Consider the following 24,593-nt stretch of genomic DNA (forward strand, 5'->3'; position numbering starts at 1 on the left):
TCTCGCATGGAGAAGCCGGCGCCCAAGCCGTCAGATCTCGCTGATCAGTGCCTCGAGGCGGAGTTCGCCGGCACGGGTCTGCATGCCGGCGTCGAGGAGCCGGTGAGCAAGCTCTGCCGCGTCGGCGGTGAACAACGGACCGAGAAGCGCATTCTCCGTAGCGAGGCCTCCTCGCGTCACTCCGCTCGGAACCGTGTTCACCGCCTCCTTGACGGCGAAGACGACTTCGGGCCTCAGCTCACCGATCCGACGTGCCAGTGAACCGACGTACTCATCGATCTCGTCCGCCGGCAGAGCCCGGTTCACCAGCCCGTAGCGCTCGGCGAGTTCGGCATCGACGAGCTGGGCGCCGAGGAGGATCTCGAGGGAACGAGCCCTGCCGACGAGCGAGGTCAAGTACTGCGTCCCTCCGCCACCGGCCATGATGCCCATGAGCACCTCGGGCTGGGCTTGACCGGCTTTACCGATGGCGGCAAAGCGCATGTCCAACGCCATGAGGAATTCGTTGCCACCGCCGCGGGCGAGGCCGGTCAGCTTCCCGATCGTGATCTGAGGGAGAGAGCGCACTTCCTCGTGGACAACTTGCATGAGGTTCATGTCCGCAGGAAACTCCGCATCCGGATTCGCCGCCATCGTTGCCGCGCCGGCGGCTGCCATCACCTCGGGTTCTGTGATGAACCGAGTGTCGCCGTGCGCCACGAAGATGTCGGGATCAGCGCTGTCGAAGACGATCACGCGGACGGCTTCGTCGCCACGCACCTGCGAGACGAACCGGCGCAGCGATGGTAGGAGAGTCCCGTCAGAGAGGTTCAAGGGGGGATTGTCGATGGTGACATGGGCGACCCCATCAGCTACCGAGATGTGCAGGGCGGGCAGGTCGTAGGTCATGGGTGTTCTCTCCGTATCGCGTGAACATCAGCGCCTTGTTTGACACTGAGTGTCACTGTAGACACAAGAATTCGTACCTGCAACTGAAGTCAAGGCTCGTAGGATGGTCGGATGCACGGGACCAGTACGCGAGCGATCGGGCGTGCCGCCGTTCGCAACGAACTCGGTGCCGTCGGTCTGCGGAAATTCCTCGAGTCGGGTTTCGACGCCATCACCTTCGACGACCTCGCGAGAGAAGCAGGTGTCTCACGCAGCACCTTCTTGCGCTACTTCGGCAGCAAAGAGGACGTGGTCTTGCACGTCTTCGACACCGTTGGCGACCAGATGGCCGCGGTTCTCGCTACCCAGCCGTTGACCGAGGACGCCTGGTCGGCGCTCCGCGCCGCGGTTGCTCCGGCAGTGGATCTGCTGCAAGATGCGGCGGACGGCCTCGACAGGATCCGGCTCGTCTGGTCCACCCCCGCGCTCTGGGCACGCCTTCACGAGAAGCAGGCGACTTGGCGCCCAGAACTCGTTGACCTCCTGCTCAAACGCGAGCCCCGGGTCGGGACGCCGATCATCGCGGTGCGCACGCGAGTGATGGCTGCTGTCGGCTGCCTGATGGTGGCCTACGACGGTTGGGTCGAGGACAACGGCATCTCGCCGCTGGATGAGCTGACAGACTCTGCGTTCGCTGCGCTGACGCGATCGGGTGGCCTCGGCCGTCCGAGCACAGACACTTGACGTCCAACGGTGAACCGGCCGAGTTCGGCGGTCGTCGGCACGGTGACGAGTGGTCAGCCACGACACTGTTTCGTCGCGGTCGATGGGCTCCCGCCTGAGCGTGCGGAGGCTGCGACTCGACCTCTGACGTGCGGTGCGCAGTTGCTCGCGAGCACAGGCTGGCATGCGGGCGGTCAAGAAAGCTGCGGTCGCAGCAGGTGATGCGACGTGATTGCCTGATACCCGTTCCCGGCTGCGAGTGCTCGCGTCTCGTCGAACGCTCGGGAGGTGAGGAGCATCCCGATCGGGAGTCCGTCCCGGTCGAGCCCGATCGGAACGCTGAGTCCGGGGAGGCCCGCCATGCTGCCGATCGCTGTGTACCGCATGTTCCCGGCCGTGAGCGACGCCGGCCCCCCGTCGAGTTCGACGCTCTCCGCGCCGTGCGGCAGCGCCGTGAACGGCAGGGTCGGTGTCACGAGGACGTCAACGTCGCGCATCGCCTCGAGCAGCCCGTCGCGGAACCACGCTCGGAAACGCTGCGCCTGCACGTATTCGACGCCTGAGTAGCGGAGCCCGATCTCCAGATGCGTCCGGACGTCGTCGCCGTAGTCGTCCGGCCTGGTGCGCAGGAGGTCGAGGTGCATCGCGCTCGGCTCCACAGCGTCGACCACGAGTTGCGCATCCACGAGCTCGTCCACACCGGGCACGTGGATCTCGGTGACCACCGCGCCAGCGGCGACGAGCGCGTCGAGCGCGGCGCGCACGCCGGCGGTGACATCGGGTTGGTTGCCGACGAGCGCGTAGTCGGCGATCACACCGACCCGGAGGCCGCGCAGGTGGGTGGCGGGGTCGACGGCCTGGAGGCTCGGCGCGCTCGGGTGGACCGGCTCGCGTCGCGTGGTCCGGTCGCGCTGGTCCCACCCCGCGATCGCGTCGTGCACGACGGCGGTGTCCGCCGCAGTCCGGGCCAGCGGCCCGACGGTGTCCATGGTCCACGCGAGTGGGACGACACCGGCGTTGCTGGTTCGACCGATGGTGGGACGCAACCCGCTGACGCCGTTGACCGACGCGGGGAGCCGCACCGAGCCTCCCGTGTCCGTCCCGAGTGCCGCGACGACCATGCTGGCCGCGACCGCGATGCCGGACCCGCCGGAGGACCCGGCGGGGACCCGATCTCGGTTCCACGGGTTCCGCGCGCGTCCGGTGTGGGGGTTGTCCGTGGTGCCGCCCCACGCGAGCTCGTGCATGTTCGTGCGGCCGACGAGCACCGCACCGGCGTCGCGCAGGCTGGTGACGACGGTGGCGTCGTGCGTGGCGGGCTCGTCGCCGAGGAGCAGGCTGCCGGCGCGGGTGTGCTGTCCGGCGACGTCGATGTTGTCCTTCACCGCGACGGGCAGGCCGTGCAGTGGACCGCGGTCGACGGCGGCGGCGAGTTCGGCGTCAGCTCGTGCTGCGGCGGCCCGGGCGCCGTCACGGTCGACGTGGACGAAGGCGGCGAGGTCCGCCTGCTCGTCGATGCGGGCGATGCTCTGCTCGACGAGTGCGACGGCGGTGGTCGTTCCGGAGCGGAGCATGCCGGCGAGTTCCGCGATCGGTCGGTGGAGGTCGGTCACGGGCGGGCTCCGTCGCGGGCGTCGGTGGTGTCCGCAGCGGCCGGTCCCGCCTGCGCGTGGTCGAAGACCGAGACGGGGACGACCTCGGGTGGGATGTTCGCGGTGACGAAGGCGGCGATGGAGCGTCCGCGAGCGGTCCACTCCTCGGTCAGAGTCTGGCGGGCGGTCGCGTCCATGGGAGCTCCTCTGGTGCGGGGAAGGCGGGGAAGGCGGGGCCGCCGGGTGGCGGCCCCGCCTTGGGTGGTGGGGTCGATCAGTTCTTCGCGGGGTAGGACGTCTCGGCCTTGTCCGAGAAGGTGGTGTCGACGTTCGTGTCGTACGAGGTGGCGTCGGCCGGGTACTTCTTGACGTTGTCGATGTCGGCAGCGAGCTGGAGGTTGTGGTCCCAGGCTTCCTCGGTGACGGTCGCACCGTGCGGGTAGCCGTCCGCCTCGATCTCCCGCTTGACGGCGGAGGCGACCGTGGACTTGTCGAGTTTCGGGAAGTACTTCTCGGCGACCTCGATGGTGCCGGCCTCGTCTGAGTAGATGTAGTTGTAGGCCCGCTGGAATGCGTTGACGACGCCTTGCGTCGCCTCGGGGTTCGCCTTCACGTACTTCTGGGTGGAGGTGAGTGACGAGAACGCGAAGGGGTTCCACTCGTCGCCGGCGGCCGGCCATGAGTACACGACGTGCATGTCCTGCTGGTCGACGGCCTGGCTGACCGAGGGCTCCGGGACGACCGCGTAGTCGGCCTGGCCGGATGCGACGGCGGCGAGTTCGTTGCCGAGGGAGACGTTGATGAGGTCGACGTCCTTGAGGTCGTACGTGTCGATCATCTTCGTCATGAGTGCCCAGGTGGAGTCCGGTGACGGGGAGACGACGACCTTCTTGCCGTTCAGGATCGTGGGGTCGTCCTGCGCGCTCGCGTCGTTCTTGCCGACGAGGAACTCGGCTGGGGCGTTCTGTACGCCGGCGACGATGACACCCTCACCGCCCTGTTCGTGGGACTTGGCGGAGAACACCGGGTCCTGGATGGAGAACCCGGCTGAGCCGCCGAGCACCGCGGCGAATGAGGCGTTGCCGGATCCGCCGGTGTCGATCTTGACGTTCACGCCCTCGTCCTCGAAGTAGCCCTTCTCCTGGGCGACGTAGAGCGGCAGGTAGAGGAGGGTCTGAACTGCCTGGTTGATGGTGACGTCCTGGGTCTCGCCGTCGGCCGAGTCGGCCGCGCTGGAGGCGGACGCGCACCCGGTGAGTGCGACCAGTGTGGCGGCGGTCGCCGCGACGAGGGTGAGGACGCGGGCGCGTCGAGGGAGGGGAGATCGCATGGGGCACAGCCCTTTCGGTGGGAGGAGCGCAGGGAAGGAGGGTGAGGTGGGAGGGGTTTCCGCTGTGGGTCAGCGGCGATCCCACCGGAGCAGGACGCGCTCCAGCAGATCGATCAGGAGGCCGAAGACCAGGACCATCGCCATCACGACGACGACGCCGGCGAGCACCTGGTTCATGGCGAAGCTCGACGATCCGGTGACGATCATGTGACCGACACCCGCAGAGGACGAGATGAACTCCCCCACGACGGCGCCGATGATCGCGAACCCGACGTTGAGCTTGAGGCCGGCGATGACCCAGGACATCGCCCCGGGGACGATGGCCTTGGTGAACGCCTGGGTCTTGGAGCTGCCGAACGAGCGCATCAGGTCGAGGAGATCGGTGTCGACCTTCTGCGCACCGCGGTAGGCGTTCGTCAGCGAGACGATGACGCACGAGAACGCGACGATGACGACCTTCGACACCAGACCGGTGCCGAACCAGATGATCATCATCGGCGCGACGGCGAGGACGGGGATCGACCCGATCGCGGTGATGAAGGGCGCGGAGAGGTCGGCGACGAACCGCGAGTACCAGAGCAGGAGGCCGAGGAGCGACCCGCCGAGGGCTCCGATCACGAATCCGATGAGCACCTCCTGCGCGGTCACGCCGAGGTCGGTCCACAGCTCGCCGGTCCCGACGTTCTGCGCGAGCACCGTGACGATCTGCCCGGGGCTCGAGAACAGGAACGTGCTGATCCACCCCGCGGACGCCCCGAGTTGCCAGGCCGCCAGGAAGGCGACGACGATCGCGATCTGGATCGACACGAGGACGCTGCGTCGCCTCGACGACCGCGGTCGGGTGCGGCGTTCGGGTGCGGTCCGGACTGCCCCGGTGGCTGCTTCTTCGATCTGGATGGCGGTCATGCTGCGCGCTCCGTCCGGGCGCCGGTGCCGATGGAGCGCCAGATCGCCTCGTAGTAGTCGTTGAACGCCGGCGCGAGGCGGCGCTCGTTGATGGCGTGGCTGTCGGTGCCGAGGTCGATCTCGATCTCCTGCACGACCTGTCCGGGATGGGCCTTGAGGACGTAGACGCGGTCACTCAGGGTGACGGCTTCCTCGATGTCGTGCGTGACGAACACGACCGTCTTGCCCGCCGCCTTCACGGTGTCCATCAGCTCGCTCTCGAGCTGGATCTTCAGCGGGTAGTCGAGGGCCTTGTACGCCTCGTCCATCAGGATGATGTCTGGGTCGGTGACCATCGTCCGCATGAGCGCTGCACGCTGCCGCATGCCACCCGAGAGCTGGCCCGGGTAGCTGTCCTCGCGGCCGGACAGGTGGTACGTGTCGAACAGGGCCGACGCCCGCTCGCGCGCCTCGCGCCGTGGGACCCCGTGCACCTCGAGGCCGAGGACCACGTTCTGCATGATCGTCCGCCACGGCATCAACAGGTCCTTCTGCAGGACGTAGCCGATCGACCGGTTCGGGTTGCCCGTGGTGTCGTTCCCGTTGACCAGGACGCGACCCTCGGTGGGGGCGAGCAGCCCGGTGATGATGTTGAAGAGGGTGGACTTGCCACAGCCGGAGGGTCCGACGAAGGAGACGAACTCGCCGGCCTTCGCGTGGAAGTCGATGCCGTCCAGGACGAGCGGGCCGTCGCCGTAGCGCTTCCCGATGCCCTGGACCTCGATCGCGTGGGACATGGTCATTCCGTTCCCGTCCCGTAGTGCCCGACGGTCGCGGGCACGGGGACGTAGTCCTTGAGGAAGTGGTAGCCGATGTAGTCGATGCCGCGGGCTCGGAGGATGGTGTCCTCGACGTCGACGGAGACGCACGCGATGCCCTCTGCGGGACCGGTGTCGGCGCGGATGACGCCGTTCGGGTCGATGATCCGTGAGTGCCCGTGGTAGTTGAGGTTCCCCTGCTGCGCGACGACGTTCGACTCGACCATCCACGCCTGGTTCTCCAGCGCCCGGACGCGGCCGAAGAGCGTGTACTGGTCGACACGGATGTCGTCCTCAGCCGCTTCGTCGGCGTCGTCGTACGCCCACGCGGTCGGCATGACGAGGATCTCCGCGCCCTGCAGCGCGAGCGCCCGAGTCGTCTCGGGGAAGCACTTGTCGTAGCAGATGAGCATCCCGATCCGGCCGATGCCCGTCTCGAACACGGGGAACCCGACGCCCGGGTGGTAGACGTGTTTCTCGTCCCCGGGCTGGTGCACCTTGCGGTACCGGCCGATGTAGCCGTCCGGACCGGCAAGGACGACGGTGTTGTAGAGGACATCCGCGTACCGGTCGTCGCGCTCGGTCAGCCCGAACACGACGTGCAGGCTCTGCTCGACCGCGGCCTCGATCACCGCACTCACCCGCGGGCCGTTCGGCACTGTCTCGGCGTTCTGCTGCTGGTAGCGGACGTTCTCGAAGTCCAGACTGAGCGTGTCCGTGAGGTAGCCCTGCAAGGCCTGTTCCGGGAACACCACCAGGTCGGCACCGAGTTCGGCAGCATCCCGGATGCGGCCGAGCATCACGGTGAGGTTCGTGTCAGGGTCGTACACGACCGGCATCGACACGGTGGCGATGGTGGTGAGGGGCATGAGAGGAGCGTGATCCACAGGGGTTTCCGCCCCGTCACGCTCTCGTTACGCCCCTGCTAAGCCACCACTCACTCGTCCACGAATGCCTCCTGACCGGGGCTTCCGCGTTCCACCCAAGACGCAACGCCACGAAACTTCCGCCCCCTCGTGCTCCGGCGCCCGGCGTGTGCGACCCTGAGGTCCCATGCCGAAGTACCTCGAACGTCGCCATCACCGCGCACGGCTGCTGCGCGACATGCTCCGCGACGAACTGCTCCGCGGAGACGGCGGGATTGCCGCGCTGCCGTCCGAGGACGAACTGATCCGGCGACACCAGGTCGGCCGGAACGTGGTCCGCGAGGCGCTCGATCTCCTTGTGTCGGAGCGACTCATCCGACGAGTCCGCGGCCAGGGAACGGAACCTACGGCGCACGTGATCGTCCACCACCTCAACCAGCTACGCGCGATCGGCGAGCCAGGACACAGCACCGTCGAGGGCAATGCGATCCACTACCGGAAGCTCTCCTGGGAGCTCGTCCCCGCGCCGCAAGTGGTCGCGGACAACTTGGTCGTTCCAGGCGGGACTCCGGTCATCCGGTGGGAACGCATCACGGCGTCGCGTGATCCCCTTGTCTTGTGGACCAGCTACTTCAGGAGTGACCTCGGCTTGCGGGAGCCCGGGGCGGAGACACCCGGCGTGGATGCGGGTACGTGGGGGTTCCTCGAGGCGGCGGGCATCGAACTCGGTGAAGCCGCGGTGCGCACCGGGGCGGTGCCGGCCGACCCGGCGGTCGCCGAGCTGCTCGCCACCGAGCCGTCCGCGCCGCTCCTGGTGCAGCATCGGCTCCTCACGGACGCCACCGGCCGACCGATCGAGTTCGCGGTCGGGTACTACCGGGGCGACCTCATCGTGATCAGCAACACGTTGCGACGGAACCCCGGTTCAGGGTCATGAGCGGAGGTGCCTTGCGGACGAACACGCAGGCTTGCCCGTGCGAGGGGGTCGCAGCGGCTCCCTCTACCGGCGCTTTCCCTCAGCGACGAAGCCACTCGCCCGCGACTACCGTTGGTGGGATCGTGGGTTCCTCTGGACTGGCCCTCAAGGCCATTCCGAGCCCGTTCGAAGGTTCACGTCAACCAGGGGTCCAGTCGGAGACCGCGCGGCGCAACTCCGTCACGGCTGAGGCGGGGCGGGTCAAGAATCCACACGAGGTTTCGGAGACACGCCCTAGCTCGAGTTGAAGGAGGTGCCGAGAAGCTTCTGGATCTCCATGAGGTTCTGACCGATCAGCTTGGAAACAGCGTCCTCGACAGCGGCTCCGAGATCGAACGAAGGGTCGGACACCCAGAGTTGCGACAGTCCATCCCAGACGGAGATGACCTGTCGCGCCGTTAGCCACGGGTCGGCGTTGGGGTGTGCCAGGCCGGCTTTCTGGCTGTGCTCGAGCAGTCGAGCGAAGAGGTCGACGATCCGCGCGTTGCGTTGCGCGAAGTACTCCGCTGCCGGATGGCCCGCCAACGACGCAGATCCCTTCATCGAGTTCAGTAGGCGAAACCGGGGATCGTGGGGATCGGGGTCCGCAAGCCTACGAAACGCGCGAGCGTCCAAGAGCGTGTCTTCGAGCGTGACATGGGCGCGGTCCGCCTCGTCGTCCTCGATCGCCCCCAGGGCGGCAACCAGAAGGTGGTCCTTCGAGGGAAAGTGGTAGAGCACTGTCGTCTCGCTGGTCCCGGATCGTTGCGACACGAGCGCCGTCGTGACGTTCTCGTGTCCAAGCTCGTCGACGAGTTCCACCACGGCCTGCACGATCGTCTGCCGCCGCTTTGTGGTGGAGGCGTAGGGGCCGCGTTTCCCGGGCGTCGTCGTCGTCATCCGATCAGCATAGGTCAGCGAATCCAGAGTGTTCACGAAGGTTTGACACTCGCCGTCGATCAAAAAGTGTTGCCCTGGAGTCGAATGGTGTGGTTCACTCTGGTTTCGGATCCCGGTGCTGCCGGCTCCGGCCGTCTACCCAGACACCCACTTCCACCGAAGGAACCCGATGACAACGACGTCACGCCTCACCGCTCGCGCTGCTCGGAAGGTCAGCCGCCGCAGCGATCCCGACCGCCTTTCCACCGGCGCGGGACTCGCGTGGACGACCACCGGGCTCTCCGGCGCCGTCAACTACCTCTTCTTGGGGATGTGGGTCTTCTACGGCACCGACGTCCTCGGACTCAACCCCGCCGTTCTCGGTACCCTCGCTCTGGTCAGCAAGCTGCTCGAGGCCGTGGTCGTGGTCATTTCCGGCTGGCTCGTGGACCGCACCCCCGAGACTCGGTGGGGGAAGGCCCGCCCCTACGAGCTGGCGATCGTCGGCGTCTGGGTCGCGACGTACGCGCTGTTCTCGACCCCCGACTTCAACGATGTCGGCAAAACGGTCTGGCTCTTCGTGTGGCTGGTGATGGCGAACGTCGTCTTCACATCGCTCCTCGGCGCGAACGACTACCTCTACCTCGCGCGCGCCTTCAACTCGCGCGTCCTCGTCGCGAAGGTGTCGACCCGCACCGGCTTCTTCACCACCGTCGGAGTCGTCGTCTTCAACGTCGCCCTCCCCGTCTTCCTCGCCCAGGCGGGCACGAGCGCACCGGCCTGGTCGATGCTCGCGCTCTACCTCGCGATCCCCCTCGCGCTGATCGGTCTCGGCCGCTTCCTCTTCTTCAAGGAGAGGTACCAGACCGAAGCCGAGGACGCCCCGAAGGTCACCTTCCGCGACATCCGCGAGGTGCTCACCACGAACCACTACATCTGGATCATCGCCGGAATCAGCTTCGTCAGCTCTCTCGCCGGCGGCACCGGGATCGCGGTCTACTACTTCAAGTACGTCGTCGGCGATATCTCGCTGATGAGCTTCACCGGGCTGATCCCTGTCCTCATCCTGCCCTCGATGCTGTTCTTCCCCCGCCTGATGAAGAAGTTCAAGGTCAGCACCATCATCACAACCGGTGCGATCGCCGGCGTCCTCGCCGGCGCACTCATGATCGTCGCGAACGGCAACCTGATCCTGATACTCATCTCCAGCGCTCTCAGCGGTCTGGGCATCCTCCCCATCACCTTCCTCACGCAGCTCCTCGTCATCGACAACGCGAGCTACAACCAGTGGAGCGGGCGCCGTCGACTCGAGAGCACGATGGGCGCCATCACGACGTTCTTCGTGCGGTTGGGTGCTGGGGCCGGTGGCGCCGCGACCGGTTGGGTGCTCGGCGTCGTCGGCTACGACGGGACCGCCGAGACTCAGTCTCCCTCGGCCGTCACCGGCATTGTCCTCCTTGCCGGCGCGTTCCCCGCCGTCCTCTGGATCGGCGTGGTGCTCGTGATGCGGCCGTACCGCAAGTTCGAGCAAATGCTCCCAACCATCACTCAGAGCCTGGCCGTCATCACCGCTGACGACCCGAAGGTCGACACGGTCAAGCCCGAATCTGTACCCGGGACCGTGCGCACCTCGACCGATGAACACTCGGCCGACAAGTGAACCAGGACGTGTGCGGAGCGGCCGGCCCCGCACACCTCGTCACTCCCGCCCCCAGCTCACCACCTTCGAAGGAACACTGATGACGCTCTCCTCCTCCACCGACGAGTCCCTCGAGGACCTCGCGCTCACGCCCGACCCAGTGGATGAGGCCTTCGCTCAGCCCTATGTCGACGTCGACGAATGGCGAGAGACCCCCGCTCACCATCGCTACATCCACGGCGGATTCGCCGACAGCGACACCCGCTTTTCGCTGTACCTGCCCACGCAGGACCAGTTCGAAGGCCGGTTCTTCCAGCACGTGACCCCGGTGCCTCAGAGCGAGAACCTCGCGCAGCAGCAGCTCACTGACGAGAATCCGGTTCCGTTCACTCTCGCCAGCGGCGGTTACTACATCGAGACCAACGGCGGCGGCCCCGGAGCCGCGAACCCCATGTCCGGGATCGACCCGACCATCGGCGCCTACCGTGCCAATGCGGCGGTCGCCCGACTGTCTCGTCAGATAGCGGAGTGGATCTACGGACCGCAGCGTGTCTACGGCTACCTCTACGGAGGCAGCGGCGGCGGATATCGCACCATCGGCGCATCCGAGAACACCGACGGCGTCTGGGACGGCTACGTGCCGTACGTCATCGGCAGCCCCATGGCCATCCCGAACGTCTTCGCGGTGCGTATGCACGCGCAGCGCCTCCTCCGCCACGCGTTCCCGCGAATCGTCGACGCCTTCGACGCTGGCGGCGATCCGACCACCCTCAAGCTCAGCACGGAGGAGCAGGCTGCTCTCGACGAAGTCACCCGAATGGGCTTCCCGGTTCGGTCGTGGTTCGGCTGGCAAACCATGGGTATGCACGCGTTCAGCGTGCTGTACCCCGGCATCATGCACGCTGACCCCGCTTACGCCGAGGACTTCTGGAGCGCTGAGGGATACCTCGGAAGCGACCTGGATTCGTCCGTACACCGCGACCGCGTCCAGCTGAAGACGACCCTGGTCGAGCTCCTCACCGCCGACTCCGAGACCGCCGCGATCACCGGCGGAGTCGACGAGTCGTACAAGGCGACAGCGCGGCCGCGAACGGTCATCGGCGCGCGAATTGCCGATCGACCGGAGGGGTTCACTCTCGGCGCCGAGCTGGCGATCCTCACCGGTCCGTCGGCAGGCAAACTCCTCCGCCTGACGGGCGTGGACGGAACCACCGTCCTGTTCGAGCCCGGCGAGGGCTCGTTCGAGCTGACCCCGGGCGATGAGGTACTCGTCGACAACTCCAACTTCCTCGCCGCGCAGACCTACCACCGCCACCAGGTCCCCTCGAGCGACTACATCGTCTGGGACCAGTTCCGCACCGCCGCCGGCAGCCCCGCACCACCCCAGCGCCCCGTCCTCCTTGGGCCGCTCTTCGCCGCGGCCGCGTCCGGAACCGTTCCCACCGGTCGCATCAGCGGCCACATGATCGTCGTCGCCTCCCTCCTGGACCGCGAGGCCTTCCCCTGGCAAGCGGACTGGTACCGCTCCCGCGTCGGCGAGTTCATCGGCGACAACGTCGATGACCGGTTCCGGCTTTGGTACACCGACAACGCGCTGCACGGCGACGAGAGCGGCATCCAGGAACACGAGACGCGTACCGTCAGCTACGTCGGCGCTCTCCAGGCAGCGTTGCGCCAGCTCAGCGCTTGGGTGGAGCAGGGCACCGCCCCGGCCCCCTCCACGACGTACGCCGTACACGAGGGGCAGGTGCTCGTCGATGCCAACGACGCCGCTCGGGGTGGCGTGCAGCCCATCGTCGCCCTCACCGTCGACGGCAGCGACCGCGCCGAGGTCAGCGTCGGAGCGATCGTGACTGTGCGGATCACCGCCCACGCAACCACCCGCGCCGGCATCATCACCGACGTCGTCACCGATCTTCACGGCACCGGACACTTCGACACGACCCAGCAGGTCACCCCTGCAGGGTCCGTCGAGATCTCCGAGGCGTGCAGTTTCGAGTTCCCCGGGACCTACCTGATCGCCGTTCGCGCGACCGCTCAGGTCGGAGGCAACGCAGACGACCGGTTTGCGCGAGTCGACAACATCGCTCGAGCCCGCATCGTCGTCCGCGCCATCGACGCGACCTGATCCGCTTCTCCGATCGACACGACCCAGCCTCGCCGAGGCGGCCCGAGTGCACATCCACCAATGTGCTCGCGCAGGAGGTCCTGTCGCGCGTAGCCCTGTGGAGACACATGAGCCCCGACGATCACGACCCGACCCCGCTGCCGGCCGAGCGCCAGCCGCACAGCCTGGTCAACGGAGCTAGCAGCAAGCCGGTGGAACGCGCGACGCCTCATCGGGGACCTGATGGTCATTGCACGGCCGTCGCGCATTCGCCTCCAAGGGGGCCGGCGACCGACTTCGCTGACGCGCATGACCTTCGACATCTACCCGCTGCCCGATACCGTGCGAAAGGTGCCTTCGCCTCACGCCGTTGCGGTGTGGGACGCCACGCGCACGGATGGCCACATCTCGGCTGCGAAGGCAAGGCTGCTTGCGCCGGAACTCGACCGAGTGAATGCAACCGCCTACCGAGTGAACAGCGAACCGCCAGTGGGGAAGATCGCGCTGTACGTCTGCATTCCCCACATCCATGGCATCCGAGCGCTTCACACCAAGCCGTCGGAAGGCAGACACCGAATGGTCCTGCGATTCCCGCTCCGCTGCGTTGGCTGCGAGACAGCCTTCACGGCGCGCGTCGGGGTCGCGCCGACCGACTTGACGCGCTTCTACCCGCCTCGCGGCACCCGACGTCGTTCCCGGGCTACTTGAGCAGCCCCTCCTTGGTCAGCCAGTCCTTCGCGGCGGCCTGGGCCTGGGCCTTCTCGCTGCCCTCGACACGGTTGCGCAGCTCGATGAGGTCATCGGTCGTCAGCTTCTCGGACAGCTTGTTCAACGTCGACGCGAGCTTCGCGCTGTAGATGTCCTTGTTCAGGAACGGCAGGATGTTCTGCGACGCGATCAGGTTCTCGGGGTCCTTCAGCACGAGCAGCTTCTTCGTCACGAGGTCGGGTGACGTCGTGTAGATGTCGGCCACCTGCACGGTGTCGTCGACGAGTGCCTTGACCGTGTCGGGCCCGCCGTAGTCCTCGATCGACTTGAACGTGACCTTGTCCACGCCGTACCTGGACTTGAGCCCGGGGATGCCGTACGGAAGGGTGCCGAACTGCGGGTTGGCACCGAGCGAGAACGGCTCGATCTTGGAGAGGTCACCGATCGACGTGAGGCCGTTCTTCTCGGCCTCGGCCTGGGTCACGACGTAGGCGTCCTTGTCCTCGGCCGGAGACGGCTCGAGCACCTGGAAGTCCTTCGGGATCTCGGTCTTCAGCGCGGCGTCGACCTCCGCTGTCGTCTTCGCGGTGGCCTTGGTGTCGTAGAAGAACAGCAGGTTGCCGTTGTACTCCGGCATGAGGTTGATCGAACCGTCCTTGAGCGCGGGGATCGTGGTCTGCCGCGGGCCGAGGTTGAACTTGGTCGTCACGTCGAACCCGGCGTCCTTCAGGACGAGCGCGTACATGCTGCCCAGGATCTCGCTCTCCGGGAAGTTGAACGAACCGACCACGATCGGCGTGCTGCCCGATCCGTCGCCCCCGCCCGATGCCGGCTTCGTGGGGTCCGAGGTGGAACAACCGGAGAGTGCCACGATCGCCCCGACCGCGATCACACCCGCGAGGATGCGTGTCCTGGTGCCTGCTGTGAACATCAGTGGTCCCTTTCGTCGACGGAGAGTGCCGTCACCGCGCGGCGCCGGAGTGGCAGCGCGCGGACGTGTGTGCGGCGGCGACGGGTCTGCCCCTCGGGGCCGCGGCGGGTGAGGTGTTGTGCGAGGGCGAACAGGCCGTCGATCACGAGGGCGAGGACCGTCACGAGCAACGCACCACCGAGGATGAGGTCGTTGTCGTTCAGGCTGATGCCCGTCGAGATGATCGCGCCGAGCCCGCCCAGGGAGATGTACGACGCGATCACGACGGTCGCGACGACCTGGAGGACCGACGCGCGGATCCCGCCGATGATCAGTGGCAGTGACAGGGGGACCTCGACCTTGAGCAGGATCTGCAGCTCGGTCATCCCCACCGAGCGCGCGGCGTCCACCGTCTGCGGGTCTACCGACTCCACACCGGAGTACGCCCCCGCGAGGATCGAGGGGATCGCCAGGACGACGAACGCGATGATGGACGCGATGAAGGCGGTCTGCGTGAACGGCACGGTCATCCCGATGATGACGAAGAGCGTGCCGAGCAGGCCCAGCGTCGGCAGCGCGCGCATGGACCCGCTGAACGCGATGACGAAGCTGCGCCCGCGCCCGGTGTGACCGATGTACAGGCCCAGTGGCAAGGCGATCAGGGCGGCGATGGCGACCGAGATGAACGTGTACAGCAGGTGTTCGCCGATCCGGTCCTGGATCGGGAGCGGGGTCTGCAGGCCGGGGCGGTAGTTCGCCGGGTCCAGGAGCCAGGCGACTGCGTGGAGGAAGAACTGCACGGTCAGGCCCCCCGTTCGATCGTCGCCAACGCGGCCCGACGGCGCGACCGACGCGACCGCACCTGGATCCGTCGCGACCACGGCATCAGGACGCGCCCGAGCGCCACCAGGACGGTGTCGAAGACCAGTGCGACGAAGAGACTCGCTGCCACGCCGACCAGGATCTCCTCGAGGAACTGACGCTGTCGCCCGTCCGTGAACAGGAAACCGATGTTCGCGGACCCGACCAGGGCGCCGACCGAGACCAGGGCGACGGTGCTCGCCGAGACCACCCGCATCCCCGCGAGGAGGACGGGACCCGCCAACGGGAGCTCGACCGTCCAGAAACGGCCCCACGCGGAGTACCCCACCGAGGTGGCCGAGTCGACGACGTCCGCCGGGACGGCGGCGAACGCATCAGCTGCCAACCGCACCATGATGGCGACCGCGTACACCGAAAGCCCGACGACGATGTTCACGGGATCCGTGATGCGGGTGCCGAGCAGGTAGGGCAGGATCACGAAGAGCGGCAGGGACGGGATCGTGTAGAGCAGACTGCCGCCGCCGACGATGACCGATCGGACCGCCTGCCACCGGTTCGCCACCCACCCCAACGGCACCGCCACGACGAACCCGAGGACGATGGGCACGGCCGCGAGACCCGCGTGGGTGACGGTGAGGCCCCAGACGAGACCGAAGTTCGCGATGATCCAGTTCAGGTCAGCATCCCAATCCTCGTCGGACGACCGTCCGCCTCAGAGTAGTCGCGCCGCACCGTTCTGACCGCGACGGATCCCCGCGCCGGCGTCCCCGGTCACTGGTGCAGGAAGTCCTCCCGCTCCTGCTCGACCACCGGCGCGAGTCGCACCCGGACCACTGGACCGGAGTCGACGCTGGTGATGCCGTCGAGCGCGACCACGAGTGCGTCGGGGCGCTGCTCCCAGTCGACCTCGCCGTCGTGGCCCAGCACGGCGACGGACCGGATGGTGCGGCCGAGCAGGCCCGAGGCCGACCCGAACGCCCGGATGCGGGCCGACCCGTCGTCGGGATCGGCCAGCAGGGTCGCGTAGACGGCGTCGCCGGTGACGTCGTGGCGCGTGGTGAACCGGACGTCCTCGGCGGTGTACTCGACCGTGTCGGCGTCGACGAACGAACCCGCGGGACGAGTGGTCGGCCCCTCGCCCGAGATCGTCCACGGCCGGGTGCCGTAGATCGCCTCGCCGTTCACCGCGAGCCACGAGCCGATGCCGCGCAGGATGCGGACCTCGTCCTCGGGCAGGGTGCCGTCGGCCTTCGGCCCGGTGTTGAGCAGCAGCACGCCGTTCTTCGCGACCACGTCGACGAGTTCGGCGACCAGGTCGCGCACGGTCTTGTAGTCGTGGCCCTCGATCCAGCTCCAGGCGGTCTTCGCGATCGCGGTGTCGTTCTGGCAGACGGTCTCCGGTGTGCCGGCCATCGCTCCGCGCTCGATGTCGTAAACTGCGCTGCCCGGGGCGAAGGTCTCCCACTTGTAGTTGATGACGACCTCGCGGCCCCACTCGGCGGCGCGGTTGTAGTAGTAGGCCGCGAGGGTGCGGACGTACGGCTGGAACGCGGGCTGCTCGATCCACCAGTCGAACCAGAGCACCTGCGGGCGGTACTTGTCGATGAGCTCGACGGTGCGGAGCAGCCAGTCCTCCAGGAAGCGCTCGTTCGGGGCGGTCTCCTCGCGCTGCGCCGGACCGTAGAAGTCGGTGTACCGCGGATCGAGCACGTCCGAGGGGGTCTTCGTCCCGCCGTTCATGAAGAACCAGTGCTCGGCACGGTGGGACGACGCGCCACGGACCATCCATGCCTCGTCCGCGGCGACGAGGAGCTCGCCGAACACGTCACGCCCGGGCCCGAGCTGCGCGGCACTCCAGCGGGAGCGGTCGGTGTCGTACATCGCGAAGCCGTCGTGGTGCTCGGCGACCGGGACGACGAACTGTGCGCCGGCCTCGCGGAACACCCGCACCCACGCCGCGGCGTCGAAGTGCTCCATCGTGAACGAGGGGATGAAGTCCTTGTACCCGAACGCGTCGAGCGGGCCGTAGGTCCGGGCGTGGTGCGCGAACTCGGGCGTCCCGGCGCGGTACATGTCGCGGGAGTACCACTCGTTCCGGAACGCGGGGACCGAGAAGACGCCCCAGTGGACGAAGATCCCGAACTTGGCGTCCTGGTACCAGAGCGGTGCGCGGTACTGCTGCAGCGACGCCCAGGTCGCGTCGTACGGGCCCGAGCGCACGACGGCGTCGACCGCGGCCAGGGCCGCGGAGTTGTCCGAAACGTCCACGGGCTCGGGCAGCGTGGCCGGGTCCAGCGGGGTGAGCGGTTCGTGCACGACGTGCTCCGATCGGTTGCGGCAGCTCGCGACGGCGATGTCGGGAGCGTGAGACATCCTATGTCTGTTCGATCTGTCGCGAGGGGTTCCCGGTCAGGGCATCCCCCGACGAGCGCAGCCAGGAGAACATCGAACCGTGACCGCTCCGACCGCAGCCGACGTCCCGACCGATCGAGGCCCGCACCGAGCTGCGCGGCTGACGCTCGTGCTCGCCTCGCTCGGCTTCTTCCTCATCACGCTCGACATCCTCATCGTGAACGTGGCGCTGACGACGATCGGGCGGGAGCTCGGCGGCAGCACGTCGGGGCTGCAGTGGGTGATCGACGCGTACACGTTGCTGTTCGCCTCGCTGCTGCTGTTCGCGGGCAACCTGTCCGAACGGATCGGCGCGAAGCGGGCGATCGGCTGGGGCATCGCCGGGTTCCTCGTGGCGTCCGTCGCGTGTGCCCTCGCCCCGTCGCTCGGCGCGTTGATCGCGGCGCGTGCGGTCCAGGGCGCGGCCGCCGCGGTGATGCTGCCCGCCTCGATGGCGCTCATCCGCCAGGCGTTCCCCGAGGCGCGCGAGCGGGCGCACGCCCTCGGCATCTGGGCCGTCGGCGGTGCGGTCGCCGGGGCGGTCGGGCCGATCCTCGGCGGCGCGCTGACGACGCTCGACTGGCGCCTCGTGTTCGCCATCAACCTGCCGGTGTGCGCCGTGATGCTCGGGATGCTCGTCCGGGTGGCACCGTCGCCTCGACGAGCGGCCCGGTTCGACGCGGCAGGTCAGGTCCTCGCCCTGCTCGCGCTCGGCGGCCTCGTCTTCGGGCTCATCGAAGGCGGTGCGTCGGGCTTCGGCCGCTGGGACGTGGTCGTCGCACTGCTCGTCGCTGCGGCCGCGGTCGTCGGGTTCCTGCTCGTGCAGGCCCACGGCCGGAACCCGATGATGCCGCTCGACCTGTTCCGCTCCGGTGGGATGCGGATCGCGCTCGGCGTCGGGTTCGCGTTCATGGTCGGCAACTTCGGCAGCGTCTTCGTCCTGAGTCTCTACCTGCAACAGCACCTCGGCCTGTCGCCCCTGGCTGCCGGGCTGGTGTTCCTGCCGTCCGCGGCGTTCAGCATCGTCGGCAACGTCGTCAGCGGCACCCTCGTGAACCGGTTCGGCGCTCGGGTCCCCGTGGTCGCGGGACTCACCACGATCGCGATCGGCCTCGTCGTGATGATCGTGCTCGCGCCGTACGACTCCATCGCCGCGGTCGCGGTGTGCACGATCCTGACCGGCGCGGGCGGATCGGTCGCGATGCCGCCCGCGACGTCGGTCGTCCTCGCCAGCGTCCCCGCTGAACGGTCGGGGACAGCGAGTGCGGTGTTCAACACCTTCCGGCAGGTCGGTGGGGCGGTGGCGATCGCGGTCTTCGGGGCGTTCCTAGCCGACCGGTCGCAGTTCGTCGTCGGGACGCAGACCAGCTTCGTGGTGGCGGCCGCCGTGCTGGTCGTCGCGGCGCTGGCCTCGATGCGCATCCGGACCGAGTGACCGGTACGTCGTGTCGACGCAGGGTCAGCTCCGGTCGGCCGCGCCACGCCCAGCGGCGTCCACCGCGTCGCGTCGGTCGGTCGCAGCGACCGAACCGAGGCGGCGGAGCGCGTCGGCGGTCGGCGAGCCGGGCTCCGCGCTGTACAGCAGGAGGCTCAAGCGCGGGTCGCTCATGAGCCGTGACGCCTCGAAGTGCAGGTCGAGGGCACCGACGACGGGGTGGACGAAGTGCTTCTCGCCCGTGGCGTGCCGACGGACGTCGTGCGCACCCCACTTCGCGCGGAACTCCGCGCTGCGCGTCGAGAGCTCACCGATCAGGGCCTGCAGGTCCTCGTCGTGGGGGTCGTGGCCGGCCGCAGTGCGGAGGATCGCGACGCTCTGGTCGGCGGCGACGTCCCAGTCCGGGTGGAACGCGTCGGCCCAGTCCCGGTCCAGGAAGGCGGCGCGAGCGAGGTTCGGCCGCTCCGCTTTCCGGAACAGGTCCGCGTAGAGCGCCCGGCCGAGCGCGTTCGCACCGAGCAGGTCGAGTCGGTCGTTGCGGATGAACGCCGGGCCGCCGGTGAACGCGTCGAGCGTGTACTGCAGCCCGACGCGCAGGGTCTTCGGCGTCGCTGCACGGCGCTGTCCACGGACCGGGGAGGCGTTCGCCGCTCGTGCGAGGTCGAACAGGTGGTCGCGCTCCGCGTCGTCGAGGAGCAGCGCACCGGCGATGGCGTGCAGGACGCCGTCGGAGACTCCGGAGAGGCTGCCGCGCTCGAGCCGCGAGTAGTACTCCACACTGACGTCGGCGAGCATCGCGACCTCACTGCGGCGGAGCCCGGCCACGCGCCGGTTGGGCCCACCGGGCAGGCCCACCTGGTCCGGGCGCACCCGGGCACGGCGGCTGACGAGGAAGTCCTTGACGTCGTCGCGGTTCGTGCTCATGCGGTGACCCTACGAGGCCGCGCCGGGGCGCGGGGGGCACTGCCAGGACACCGGACGGGAGGCACGGTGTCAGCTGGCACCGCGCCTCCCGTCCGCCTTGTGGTGCGTCCACCGCGCCCCTGGCGTGATCACGCGCGCGACGGCGTTCAGGCGCTCGCTGTCGCCCCGATGATCGCGGCGGTGAAGAGCACCCAGTCGTTGATGATGTGCGCGCCGGTGCTGACCGCGATGTTCTTCGTGCGGATGTAGGCGAGGGTGAGGACCAGACGTGCGACGCCGATGATCAGCAACGCCTGCGCGAAGTTCCACCCGTACGTCGGCAGGTGCGCTGCACCGAACCAGATCGCAGTCGCGAGCCAGGCGATGAGGATGCCCTGGGTGCGGGTGAGTCCGATGCGGTGGCACAGCGCCATGACCGCCAGGAACGGCAGGATCGTGAAGAGCTCTTCGCCCAACAGCTGGATCGCGGTCCCGACGTAGAACGCGACGATCTCACCCGCGCCGTGGATGCCGTCGGTCGCGGTGTTGGCGTTGGTGCCGAAGATCGCCTTGACGATGATCCCGACCGTGAACGTGACGATGATGTTCCCGATCGCGAAGAGCACCATGGCGCCGTAGTCGCGGGCGGTGGTCCGCTGGAAGATCCTCGCCCAGTGTCGTCTCGTGAAGGCGATGAGGACGGCGAGCATGATCGCGGTGAAGAGGAACCGTGGCACGAGCGACTGGATGTTGTCCGCCGCCGGGTAGAAGCTCAGCACCGTGATGGCAGCCACGCACGCGACGATGATGGTCACCCACTGCCATGCGGGGATCCGGATCGGGTCTCCGTCGTAGAACGGGAAGTCCCGACCGTCCTGCCGTTCGATCGCCCTGCCGTAGCGTCGAGCCCCTGTGGCCATGGTGTGTCCCCTCGTGCGTTGCATCGCCCTGTGGTGCATGTCGTCTGCACCAGAAGAGAAGGTACCGGCGGAGTCGGTCATCGGTGCACTGGTCCGTCGGCCTGCAGACGTCGTACCTGCGGCCGGAACCAGAACACGAAGACCGCGACGACGTACACGGCTTCGAGCACGATGCTGAGCGGCACGTTCCAGTCGCGGACCGGCCCGTCGATCACGGCGTCGTTGAGGCCGTGGATCGCAGCGGCACCGAGGTACGCGAGCACGCCGACGCCGACGGCCTTGCCCGTCGGCAGCGTCTTCGCGGCGAGCCAGATGAGGACCGCGGCCCCGACGGTGATCAGCGGGTGCGAGACCTCGGCGATGATGCGGACGACGATGTCCATCATCATGACGAACGGCGCATCGGACGGAGCCTCCGCGCCGTCGAGGATCGGGTCGAGCGAGGTGATGATGTAGCTGATGCCCTCGAGGAACCCCAACCAGGCGGCGGCGACGAACACGAGCCACACCGCCAGTCGCGGCGACCGGTACGTGCGCGAGGACAGCAGCAGGATGACGGGCACCAGGAGCTTCAGGAACTCCTCGGCGAGACCGGGCCAGATCAGGCCGCCGGGCAGCAGGCTGGCGATGCCGTTCAGGCTTCCGGCGAGCAGCATCGCGATGGTCCCCCAGACGAAGCCGAGCCACAGCGCCTGCACGCGGTGGGGCTGACCGGCGAGGGAGACCTTCTGCCGGAAGTACCAGCCGATGGCCACGAGCGGGACCCCGATGCCGATGATCGCGGCGATGACCACCACCACGAGCGAGTACGGCGGCAGGCCGTCCCCGACCGTGGCCTCGCGGCCGCCGGAGAGCATCAGGCTGCCACCCCAGTACCCGAGGAGCGCACCGGCGGCAGCGCCCGCGAGGCCGACGATGAGTGGTGCGGTCCCTCGGGGTCGCGTCATGGGAACGAAGCTACCAGCGGGCACGACGCCCCTCACGTGCTCCGCGCCGTCGGCGACCTGGTCGCGTGGAGCCCGCGGGACTCGGACGTGTGCGCGACCGCGGAGCTCGCCCGGTCAGTCCGCGTGCAGCATCGCCACGCTCCGGTCCCACAGCTCTCGGGCCAGGTCGGCGTCCTCGGCCTGCGCGTTCGGCGCCGCCACCTTGCGCTTCACGTAGTACTCGCCGGTCGGGTAGTCGCGTCCGGGGGTGTTGTCGGCCAGGTACACGAGGGTGTCGGCACCCTTCTCCGGGGTCGTCAGGAACACGTGGCGCAGGGGTGTGTGGTACACGAGGTACATCGGCGAGGTCTTGTCGTTCGAGAACCCGGTGCTGATCGTGCCGGGGTGGAACGCCGTCGACGTCACGCCGCGGTCGCGGTACCGGCGGTCGAGTTCCTTGGTGAACAGGATCTGCTCGAGCTTCGAGTCGCCGTAGGCCTTGGTGGCCCGGAAGTGCCGCTCGGCGTCGAGGTCGTCGATGTCGACGCGGCCGAAGAGCTTGTTCGCGACGCTCGAGGTGTTGATGACCGTTCCCCCGGACGCGACGAGCCGGTCCATCAGCAGCTCCGTGAGCAGGAACGGCGCCAGGTAGTTGACCTGGAACGTCAGCTCGTGACCGTCGACGGTGACTTGGCGGCCCGCGCTGAATATCCCGCCGGCGTTGTTGGCCAGCACGTCGATCCGCGGGCAGCGCTCGAGCAGGTTGTCGGCGAGCCCCCGGACGGCGGACAGGTCCGAGAAGTCGGCCACGAAGTGGTCGACGCCGAGGTCGCGGGCCACCCGCTCGGTCTTCGCGGGGTTGCGACCGACCACCACGACCTCGTTCCCGCGGCGGACGAGCTCCCGCGCAGCGGCGACGCCGATGCCGTCGCTGGCGCCGGTGATGACGATGGTCTTCGCGGCCATGGGTGCTCCTCGGGTCGGGGCGAGCGTGCGCTCGGCTCCGTCCGTCCTACAGGGTCGGCCCTGAACGGTGCACGTGACGGACGGGAGGCACGTGGCGGGCCCGCCACGTGCCTCCCGTCCGCCGCCCGGTCGCCGCTCAGGCCGCGCCCGGCCCCGCCAGGTCGGCTGTCTGCACGACGACGCCGAGGGCGGGGAACACCGACCGGAACCGGGCGGCATGGGCGTCCGGGTCCGGGTCGTTCGTGGCGTCCTCGACGAGGACGACGTCGTAGCCCAGGTCGTACGCGGCCCGAGCCGTGGACTCGACGCCGAAGGTCGTCGCCTGGCCGACCACGACCACCTCGGTGACGCCGTCGGCGCGCAGCCGCTCGTCGAGGCCGGTGCCGGCGAAGGCGCTCCACCCGCCGCGGGTCAGGTTGCCGTCGGCGTCGGCCCGTTCGAGCAGCAGGGAGCCGTAGGCGACCGGAGCCGGGCGGGGGCCGCCGCCGTACTGGGTCGCGCCTGCCGGGGTCGTGGCGGGGTCGTGGCGGATGAACACCACCGTGCCGCCGCCGCCACGGGTGACGCGGGCGAGGGTCTCGACGTTGGCCACGACGGTCTCGACGGGGTGGGTGCGCTGGTACGGCGCGGTCCCCGCCTGCAGGTCGACGACGATCAGGGCGGTGTGTTCGGTGCGGGTGCGGGTCACCGGTCCAGGGTGCTCGACCGTCGGGCGCGGCGCGTACTGCGTCTGCGGTATCCCGGTCGCGGTCACCGGCCGGTCGGTGGGTGCGTGCACGCGTCGATCGCGGCGTACTCGCGGCTGAGTGCGGTCTGGTTCCGCTCGGTGCGCCACGACCGGATGCCGGGCGCTGCGGCCACGGCGGTGATCCACACGCCGGCACCGACGAGGACCGGCACGAGCGTCGGGTCCCCGCCGAGGGCGAGCAGACCGCCGAGCGCGACCGCCAGCACGGCGACCGCGGAACCGGCGATGTCGACGACACCGGCGAGCCGTGCGGGCTGCTGCTCGAGGGCGGCGATTCGGGTAAGTGCACGCTCGGCACGACGCTCGAGGAGCGGTCGTGCCGGGTCGGGGCGGGTGCGCAGACGCTGGAGAAGCAGGGACGTCGTGCCGAGCCGTCCGCCCTGCACGGTCACCGTCCAGCCGAACTGCTCCAGCGTGTGCCGGTGGAGCGACACGAACGCGGTCGGTGCGTACAGCACCCGGGTCTCCAGGTGGCGGGGGGCCGGCGCGTGCAGGACAGCGCCGGCCCGGGCGGTGGTGTTCGTCATCGGGCTCGGGCCGCGCTCAGGCGGTCCGGCGGCGATTGGCCGCCTCGCACGCGCCGTAGACGACGTCGAACTGGCGGTCGACGGCCGGACGGATCCGCTTGGTGCGCGCCGCGCGGACGAGCTGGAAGGCCACGGGAGCGATCGCCCAGTTGACCAGGCCGCCGGCTCCGACGAGGAACACCGTCACCGGGTCGAGCCCGCCGAGCAGGTCGGGGACGGCCACGGTGTCCTGCATCGCGAACACCGAAGCGGCCAGCAGGACGCTGCCGATCGCGCCGAGGGTGTACGCGACCACCGACGCCGCGGTCGTGCGGGACCGTTCGAGGGCGTCGATCGCGGCCAGGGCGGTCTCGGCGTTCTGCTGGAGCTCGGTCAGTTCGACGGAGCGGACGGCACGGTCGCGGCGGAGGCCGAGGGTGCGCCGGCGGGTCGGTCCGACCGTTCGGTCCGAGCCGTCGGGCGTCCAGCCGAAGTTGCGGTAGGTGTCCGCGTACAGGGCGTCCTTGCCCCGTGGGACCTCGACTGTGCAGTAGTCGTAGGTCATGGGGGTGGTGTTCGTCGTGGTCAGCGTCATGGCGGTACCTCCGGTCGGTGCCGGATCATTCCGGCCTGGTGTCGATCGTCCCGGGGACGGGCCGCGGGCAGATCCCCGATCGGTGGTACCCCCGACTACTGC

The 24,593-nt window shown here is 68.6% G+C and carries 25 protein-coding genes; 6 read left to right on the plus strand and 19 right to left on the minus strand.

Features of this window, described 5'->3' with window-relative positions; all coding sequences use genetic code 11:
- Window positions 1-30 precede the first annotated feature (30 nt).
- Window positions 31-888: an enoyl-CoA hydratase/isomerase family protein gene (locus EDF40_RS02495; protein ID WP_123293791.1), complete on the minus strand. Its 858-nt coding sequence runs from the start codon at window positions 886-888 to the stop codon at window positions 31-33.
- A gap of 111 nt (window positions 889-999) precedes the next feature.
- On the opposite strand from EDF40_RS02495, the gene EDF40_RS02500 reads away from it, so the two are divergent.
- Window positions 1,000-1,611, plus strand: coding sequence for a TetR family transcriptional regulator (locus EDF40_RS02500; RefSeq protein ID WP_123340212.1), 612 nt, complete (start codon window positions 1,000-1,002; stop codon window positions 1,609-1,611).
- A gap of 173 nt (window positions 1,612-1,784) precedes the next feature.
- On the opposite strand, the gene EDF40_RS02505 is transcribed toward EDF40_RS02500, so the two are convergent.
- From EDF40_RS02505 to EDF40_RS02530, 6 genes are all read right to left on the minus strand, one after another.
- Window positions 1,785-3,203 carry an amidase gene (locus EDF40_RS02505; protein WP_221180475.1) on the minus strand — a complete coding sequence of 473 codons (1,419 nt, stop codon included), beginning with the start codon at window positions 3,201-3,203 and terminating at the stop codon, window positions 1,785-1,787.
- The gene (locus EDF40_RS02510) at window positions 3,200-3,379 is read right to left on the minus strand and encodes a hypothetical protein (RefSeq protein ID WP_123293793.1); all 180 of its coding nucleotides are present in this window, start codon (window positions 3,377-3,379) and stop codon (window positions 3,200-3,202) included. The genes EDF40_RS02505 and EDF40_RS02510 overlap by 4 nt, the downstream gene beginning before the upstream one ends.
- Window positions 3,380-3,456: 77 nt before the next feature.
- Window positions 3,457-4,512 (minus strand): ABC transporter substrate-binding protein, encoded by a 1,056-nt coding sequence (locus tag EDF40_RS02515; RefSeq protein ID WP_123340213.1) that lies wholly within the window; start codon window positions 4,510-4,512, stop codon window positions 3,457-3,459.
- Between the two features lie 69 nt (window positions 4,513-4,581).
- Window positions 4,582-5,418: an ABC transporter permease gene (locus EDF40_RS02520; RefSeq protein WP_123340214.1), complete on the minus strand. Its 837-nt coding sequence runs from the start codon at window positions 5,416-5,418 to the stop codon at window positions 4,582-4,584.
- Window positions 5,415-6,200 (minus strand): ABC transporter ATP-binding protein, encoded by a 786-nt coding sequence (locus tag EDF40_RS02525; protein WP_216835153.1) that lies wholly within the window; start codon window positions 6,198-6,200, stop codon window positions 5,415-5,417. The genes EDF40_RS02520 and EDF40_RS02525 overlap by 4 nt, the downstream gene beginning before the upstream one ends.
- Complete coding sequence (locus tag EDF40_RS02530) at window positions 6,197-7,084, minus strand: carbon-nitrogen hydrolase family protein (RefSeq protein ID WP_123340215.1); 888 nt, start codon at window positions 7,082-7,084, stop codon at window positions 6,197-6,199. The genes EDF40_RS02525 and EDF40_RS02530 overlap by 4 nt, the downstream gene beginning before the upstream one ends.
- 184 nt (window positions 7,085-7,268) lie before the next feature.
- On the opposite strand from EDF40_RS02530, the gene EDF40_RS02535 reads away from it, so the two are divergent.
- Complete coding sequence (locus tag EDF40_RS02535) at window positions 7,269-8,018, plus strand: GntR family transcriptional regulator (protein WP_123340216.1); 750 nt, start codon at window positions 7,269-7,271, stop codon at window positions 8,016-8,018.
- 273 nt (window positions 8,019-8,291) lie between these two features.
- On the opposite strand, the gene EDF40_RS02540 is transcribed toward EDF40_RS02535, so the two are convergent.
- Window positions 8,292-8,936, minus strand: a complete 645-nt coding sequence (locus EDF40_RS02540) for a TetR/AcrR family transcriptional regulator (RefSeq protein ID WP_123671905.1) — start codon at window positions 8,934-8,936, stop codon at window positions 8,292-8,294.
- A 169-nt stretch (window positions 8,937-9,105) separates the two neighbouring features.
- Between EDF40_RS02540 and EDF40_RS02545 the strand changes: the two genes are divergently transcribed.
- The 3 genes from EDF40_RS02545 to EDF40_RS18795 all read left to right on the plus strand — a co-directional run bounded on the left by EDF40_RS02545 (window position 9,106) and on the right by EDF40_RS18795 (window position 13,369).
- The gene (locus EDF40_RS02545; RefSeq protein ID WP_123340218.1) at window positions 9,106-10,575 is read left to right on the plus strand and encodes an MFS transporter; all 1,470 of its coding nucleotides are present in this window, start codon (window positions 9,106-9,108) and stop codon (window positions 10,573-10,575) included.
- A 79-nt stretch (window positions 10,576-10,654) separates the two neighbouring features.
- Window positions 10,655-12,682, plus strand: coding sequence for an alpha/beta hydrolase domain-containing protein (locus EDF40_RS02550; RefSeq protein ID WP_123340219.1), 2,028 nt, complete (start codon window positions 10,655-10,657; stop codon window positions 12,680-12,682).
- Window positions 12,683-12,970: 288 nt separating this feature from the next.
- Entirely contained in the window at window positions 12,971-13,369 is a 399-nt protein-coding gene (locus tag EDF40_RS18795; protein WP_148053857.1) for a hypothetical protein, read from the plus strand.
- Here the strand turns inward: EDF40_RS18795 and EDF40_RS02555 are convergent.
- From EDF40_RS02555 to EDF40_RS02570, 4 genes are all read right to left on the minus strand, one after another.
- Complete coding sequence (locus EDF40_RS02555) at window positions 13,362-14,300, minus strand: ABC transporter substrate-binding protein (RefSeq protein ID WP_123340220.1); 939 nt, start codon at window positions 14,298-14,300, stop codon at window positions 13,362-13,364. The two genes, EDF40_RS18795 and EDF40_RS02555, sit on opposite strands and share 8 nt — an antisense overlap.
- Complete coding sequence (locus tag EDF40_RS02560; RefSeq protein ID WP_123340221.1) at window positions 14,300-15,079, minus strand: ABC transporter permease; 780 nt, start codon at window positions 15,077-15,079, stop codon at window positions 14,300-14,302. Before EDF40_RS02560 ends, EDF40_RS02555 begins: the two co-directional genes overlap by 1 nt.
- Window positions 15,080-15,081: 2 nt before the next feature.
- A complete protein-coding gene (locus EDF40_RS02565) occupies window positions 15,082-15,708 on the minus strand; it encodes an ABC transporter permease (protein WP_307860918.1) in 627 nt (208 codons plus the stop codon).
- A 164-nt stretch (window positions 15,709-15,872) separates the two neighbouring features.
- Window positions 15,873-17,474, minus strand: a complete 1,602-nt coding sequence (locus tag EDF40_RS02570; protein ID WP_123340222.1) for an alpha-L-fucosidase — start codon at window positions 17,472-17,474, stop codon at window positions 15,873-15,875.
- Between the two features lie 79 nt (window positions 17,475-17,553).
- On the opposite strand from EDF40_RS02570, the gene EDF40_RS02575 reads away from it, so the two are divergent.
- Window positions 17,554-18,927: an MFS transporter gene (locus tag EDF40_RS02575; protein WP_221180476.1), complete on the plus strand. Its 1,374-nt coding sequence runs from the start codon at window positions 17,554-17,556 to the stop codon at window positions 18,925-18,927.
- Between the two features lie 24 nt (window positions 18,928-18,951).
- Here EDF40_RS02575 and EDF40_RS02580 read toward each other — a convergent pair whose 3' ends face one another.
- The 7 genes from EDF40_RS02580 to EDF40_RS02610 all read right to left on the minus strand — a co-directional run bounded on the left by EDF40_RS02580 (window position 18,952) and on the right by EDF40_RS02610 (window position 24,491).
- A complete protein-coding gene (locus EDF40_RS02580) occupies window positions 18,952-19,851 on the minus strand; it encodes a helix-turn-helix domain-containing protein (RefSeq protein ID WP_123340223.1) in 900 nt (299 codons plus the stop codon).
- A 146-nt stretch (window positions 19,852-19,997) separates the two neighbouring features.
- On the minus strand, window positions 19,998-20,750 hold the full coding sequence (locus EDF40_RS02585) for a CPBP family intramembrane glutamic endopeptidase (RefSeq protein ID WP_221180477.1): 753 nt from the start codon (window positions 20,748-20,750) through the stop codon (window positions 19,998-20,000).
- Between the two features lie 77 nt (window positions 20,751-20,827).
- Entirely contained in the window at window positions 20,828-21,697 is an 870-nt protein-coding gene (locus tag EDF40_RS02590) for a PrsW family glutamic-type intramembrane protease (RefSeq protein ID WP_123340224.1), read from the minus strand.
- A 114-nt stretch (window positions 21,698-21,811) separates the two neighbouring features.
- A complete protein-coding gene (locus EDF40_RS02595; protein ID WP_123340225.1) occupies window positions 21,812-22,642 on the minus strand; it encodes an SDR family NAD(P)-dependent oxidoreductase in 831 nt (276 codons plus the stop codon).
- Window positions 22,643-22,778: 136 nt separating this feature from the next.
- On the minus strand, window positions 22,779-23,330 hold the full coding sequence (locus EDF40_RS02600) for a cysteine hydrolase (RefSeq protein ID WP_123340269.1): 552 nt from the start codon (window positions 23,328-23,330) through the stop codon (window positions 22,779-22,781).
- Window positions 23,331-23,392: 62 nt separating this feature from the next.
- Window positions 23,393-23,917 carry a hypothetical protein gene (locus EDF40_RS02605; RefSeq protein WP_123340226.1) on the minus strand — a complete coding sequence of 175 codons (525 nt, stop codon included), beginning with the start codon at window positions 23,915-23,917 and terminating at the stop codon, window positions 23,393-23,395.
- Between the two features lie 16 nt (window positions 23,918-23,933).
- Window positions 23,934-24,491, minus strand: a complete 558-nt coding sequence (locus tag EDF40_RS02610; RefSeq protein ID WP_123340227.1) for a hypothetical protein — start codon at window positions 24,489-24,491, stop codon at window positions 23,934-23,936.
- Between the last annotated feature and the right edge of the window lie 102 nt (window positions 24,492-24,593).

This window comes from Curtobacterium sp. PhB170, assembly GCF_003752345.1.
GTDB lineage: Bacteria > Actinomycetota > Actinomycetes > Actinomycetales > Microbacteriaceae > Curtobacterium.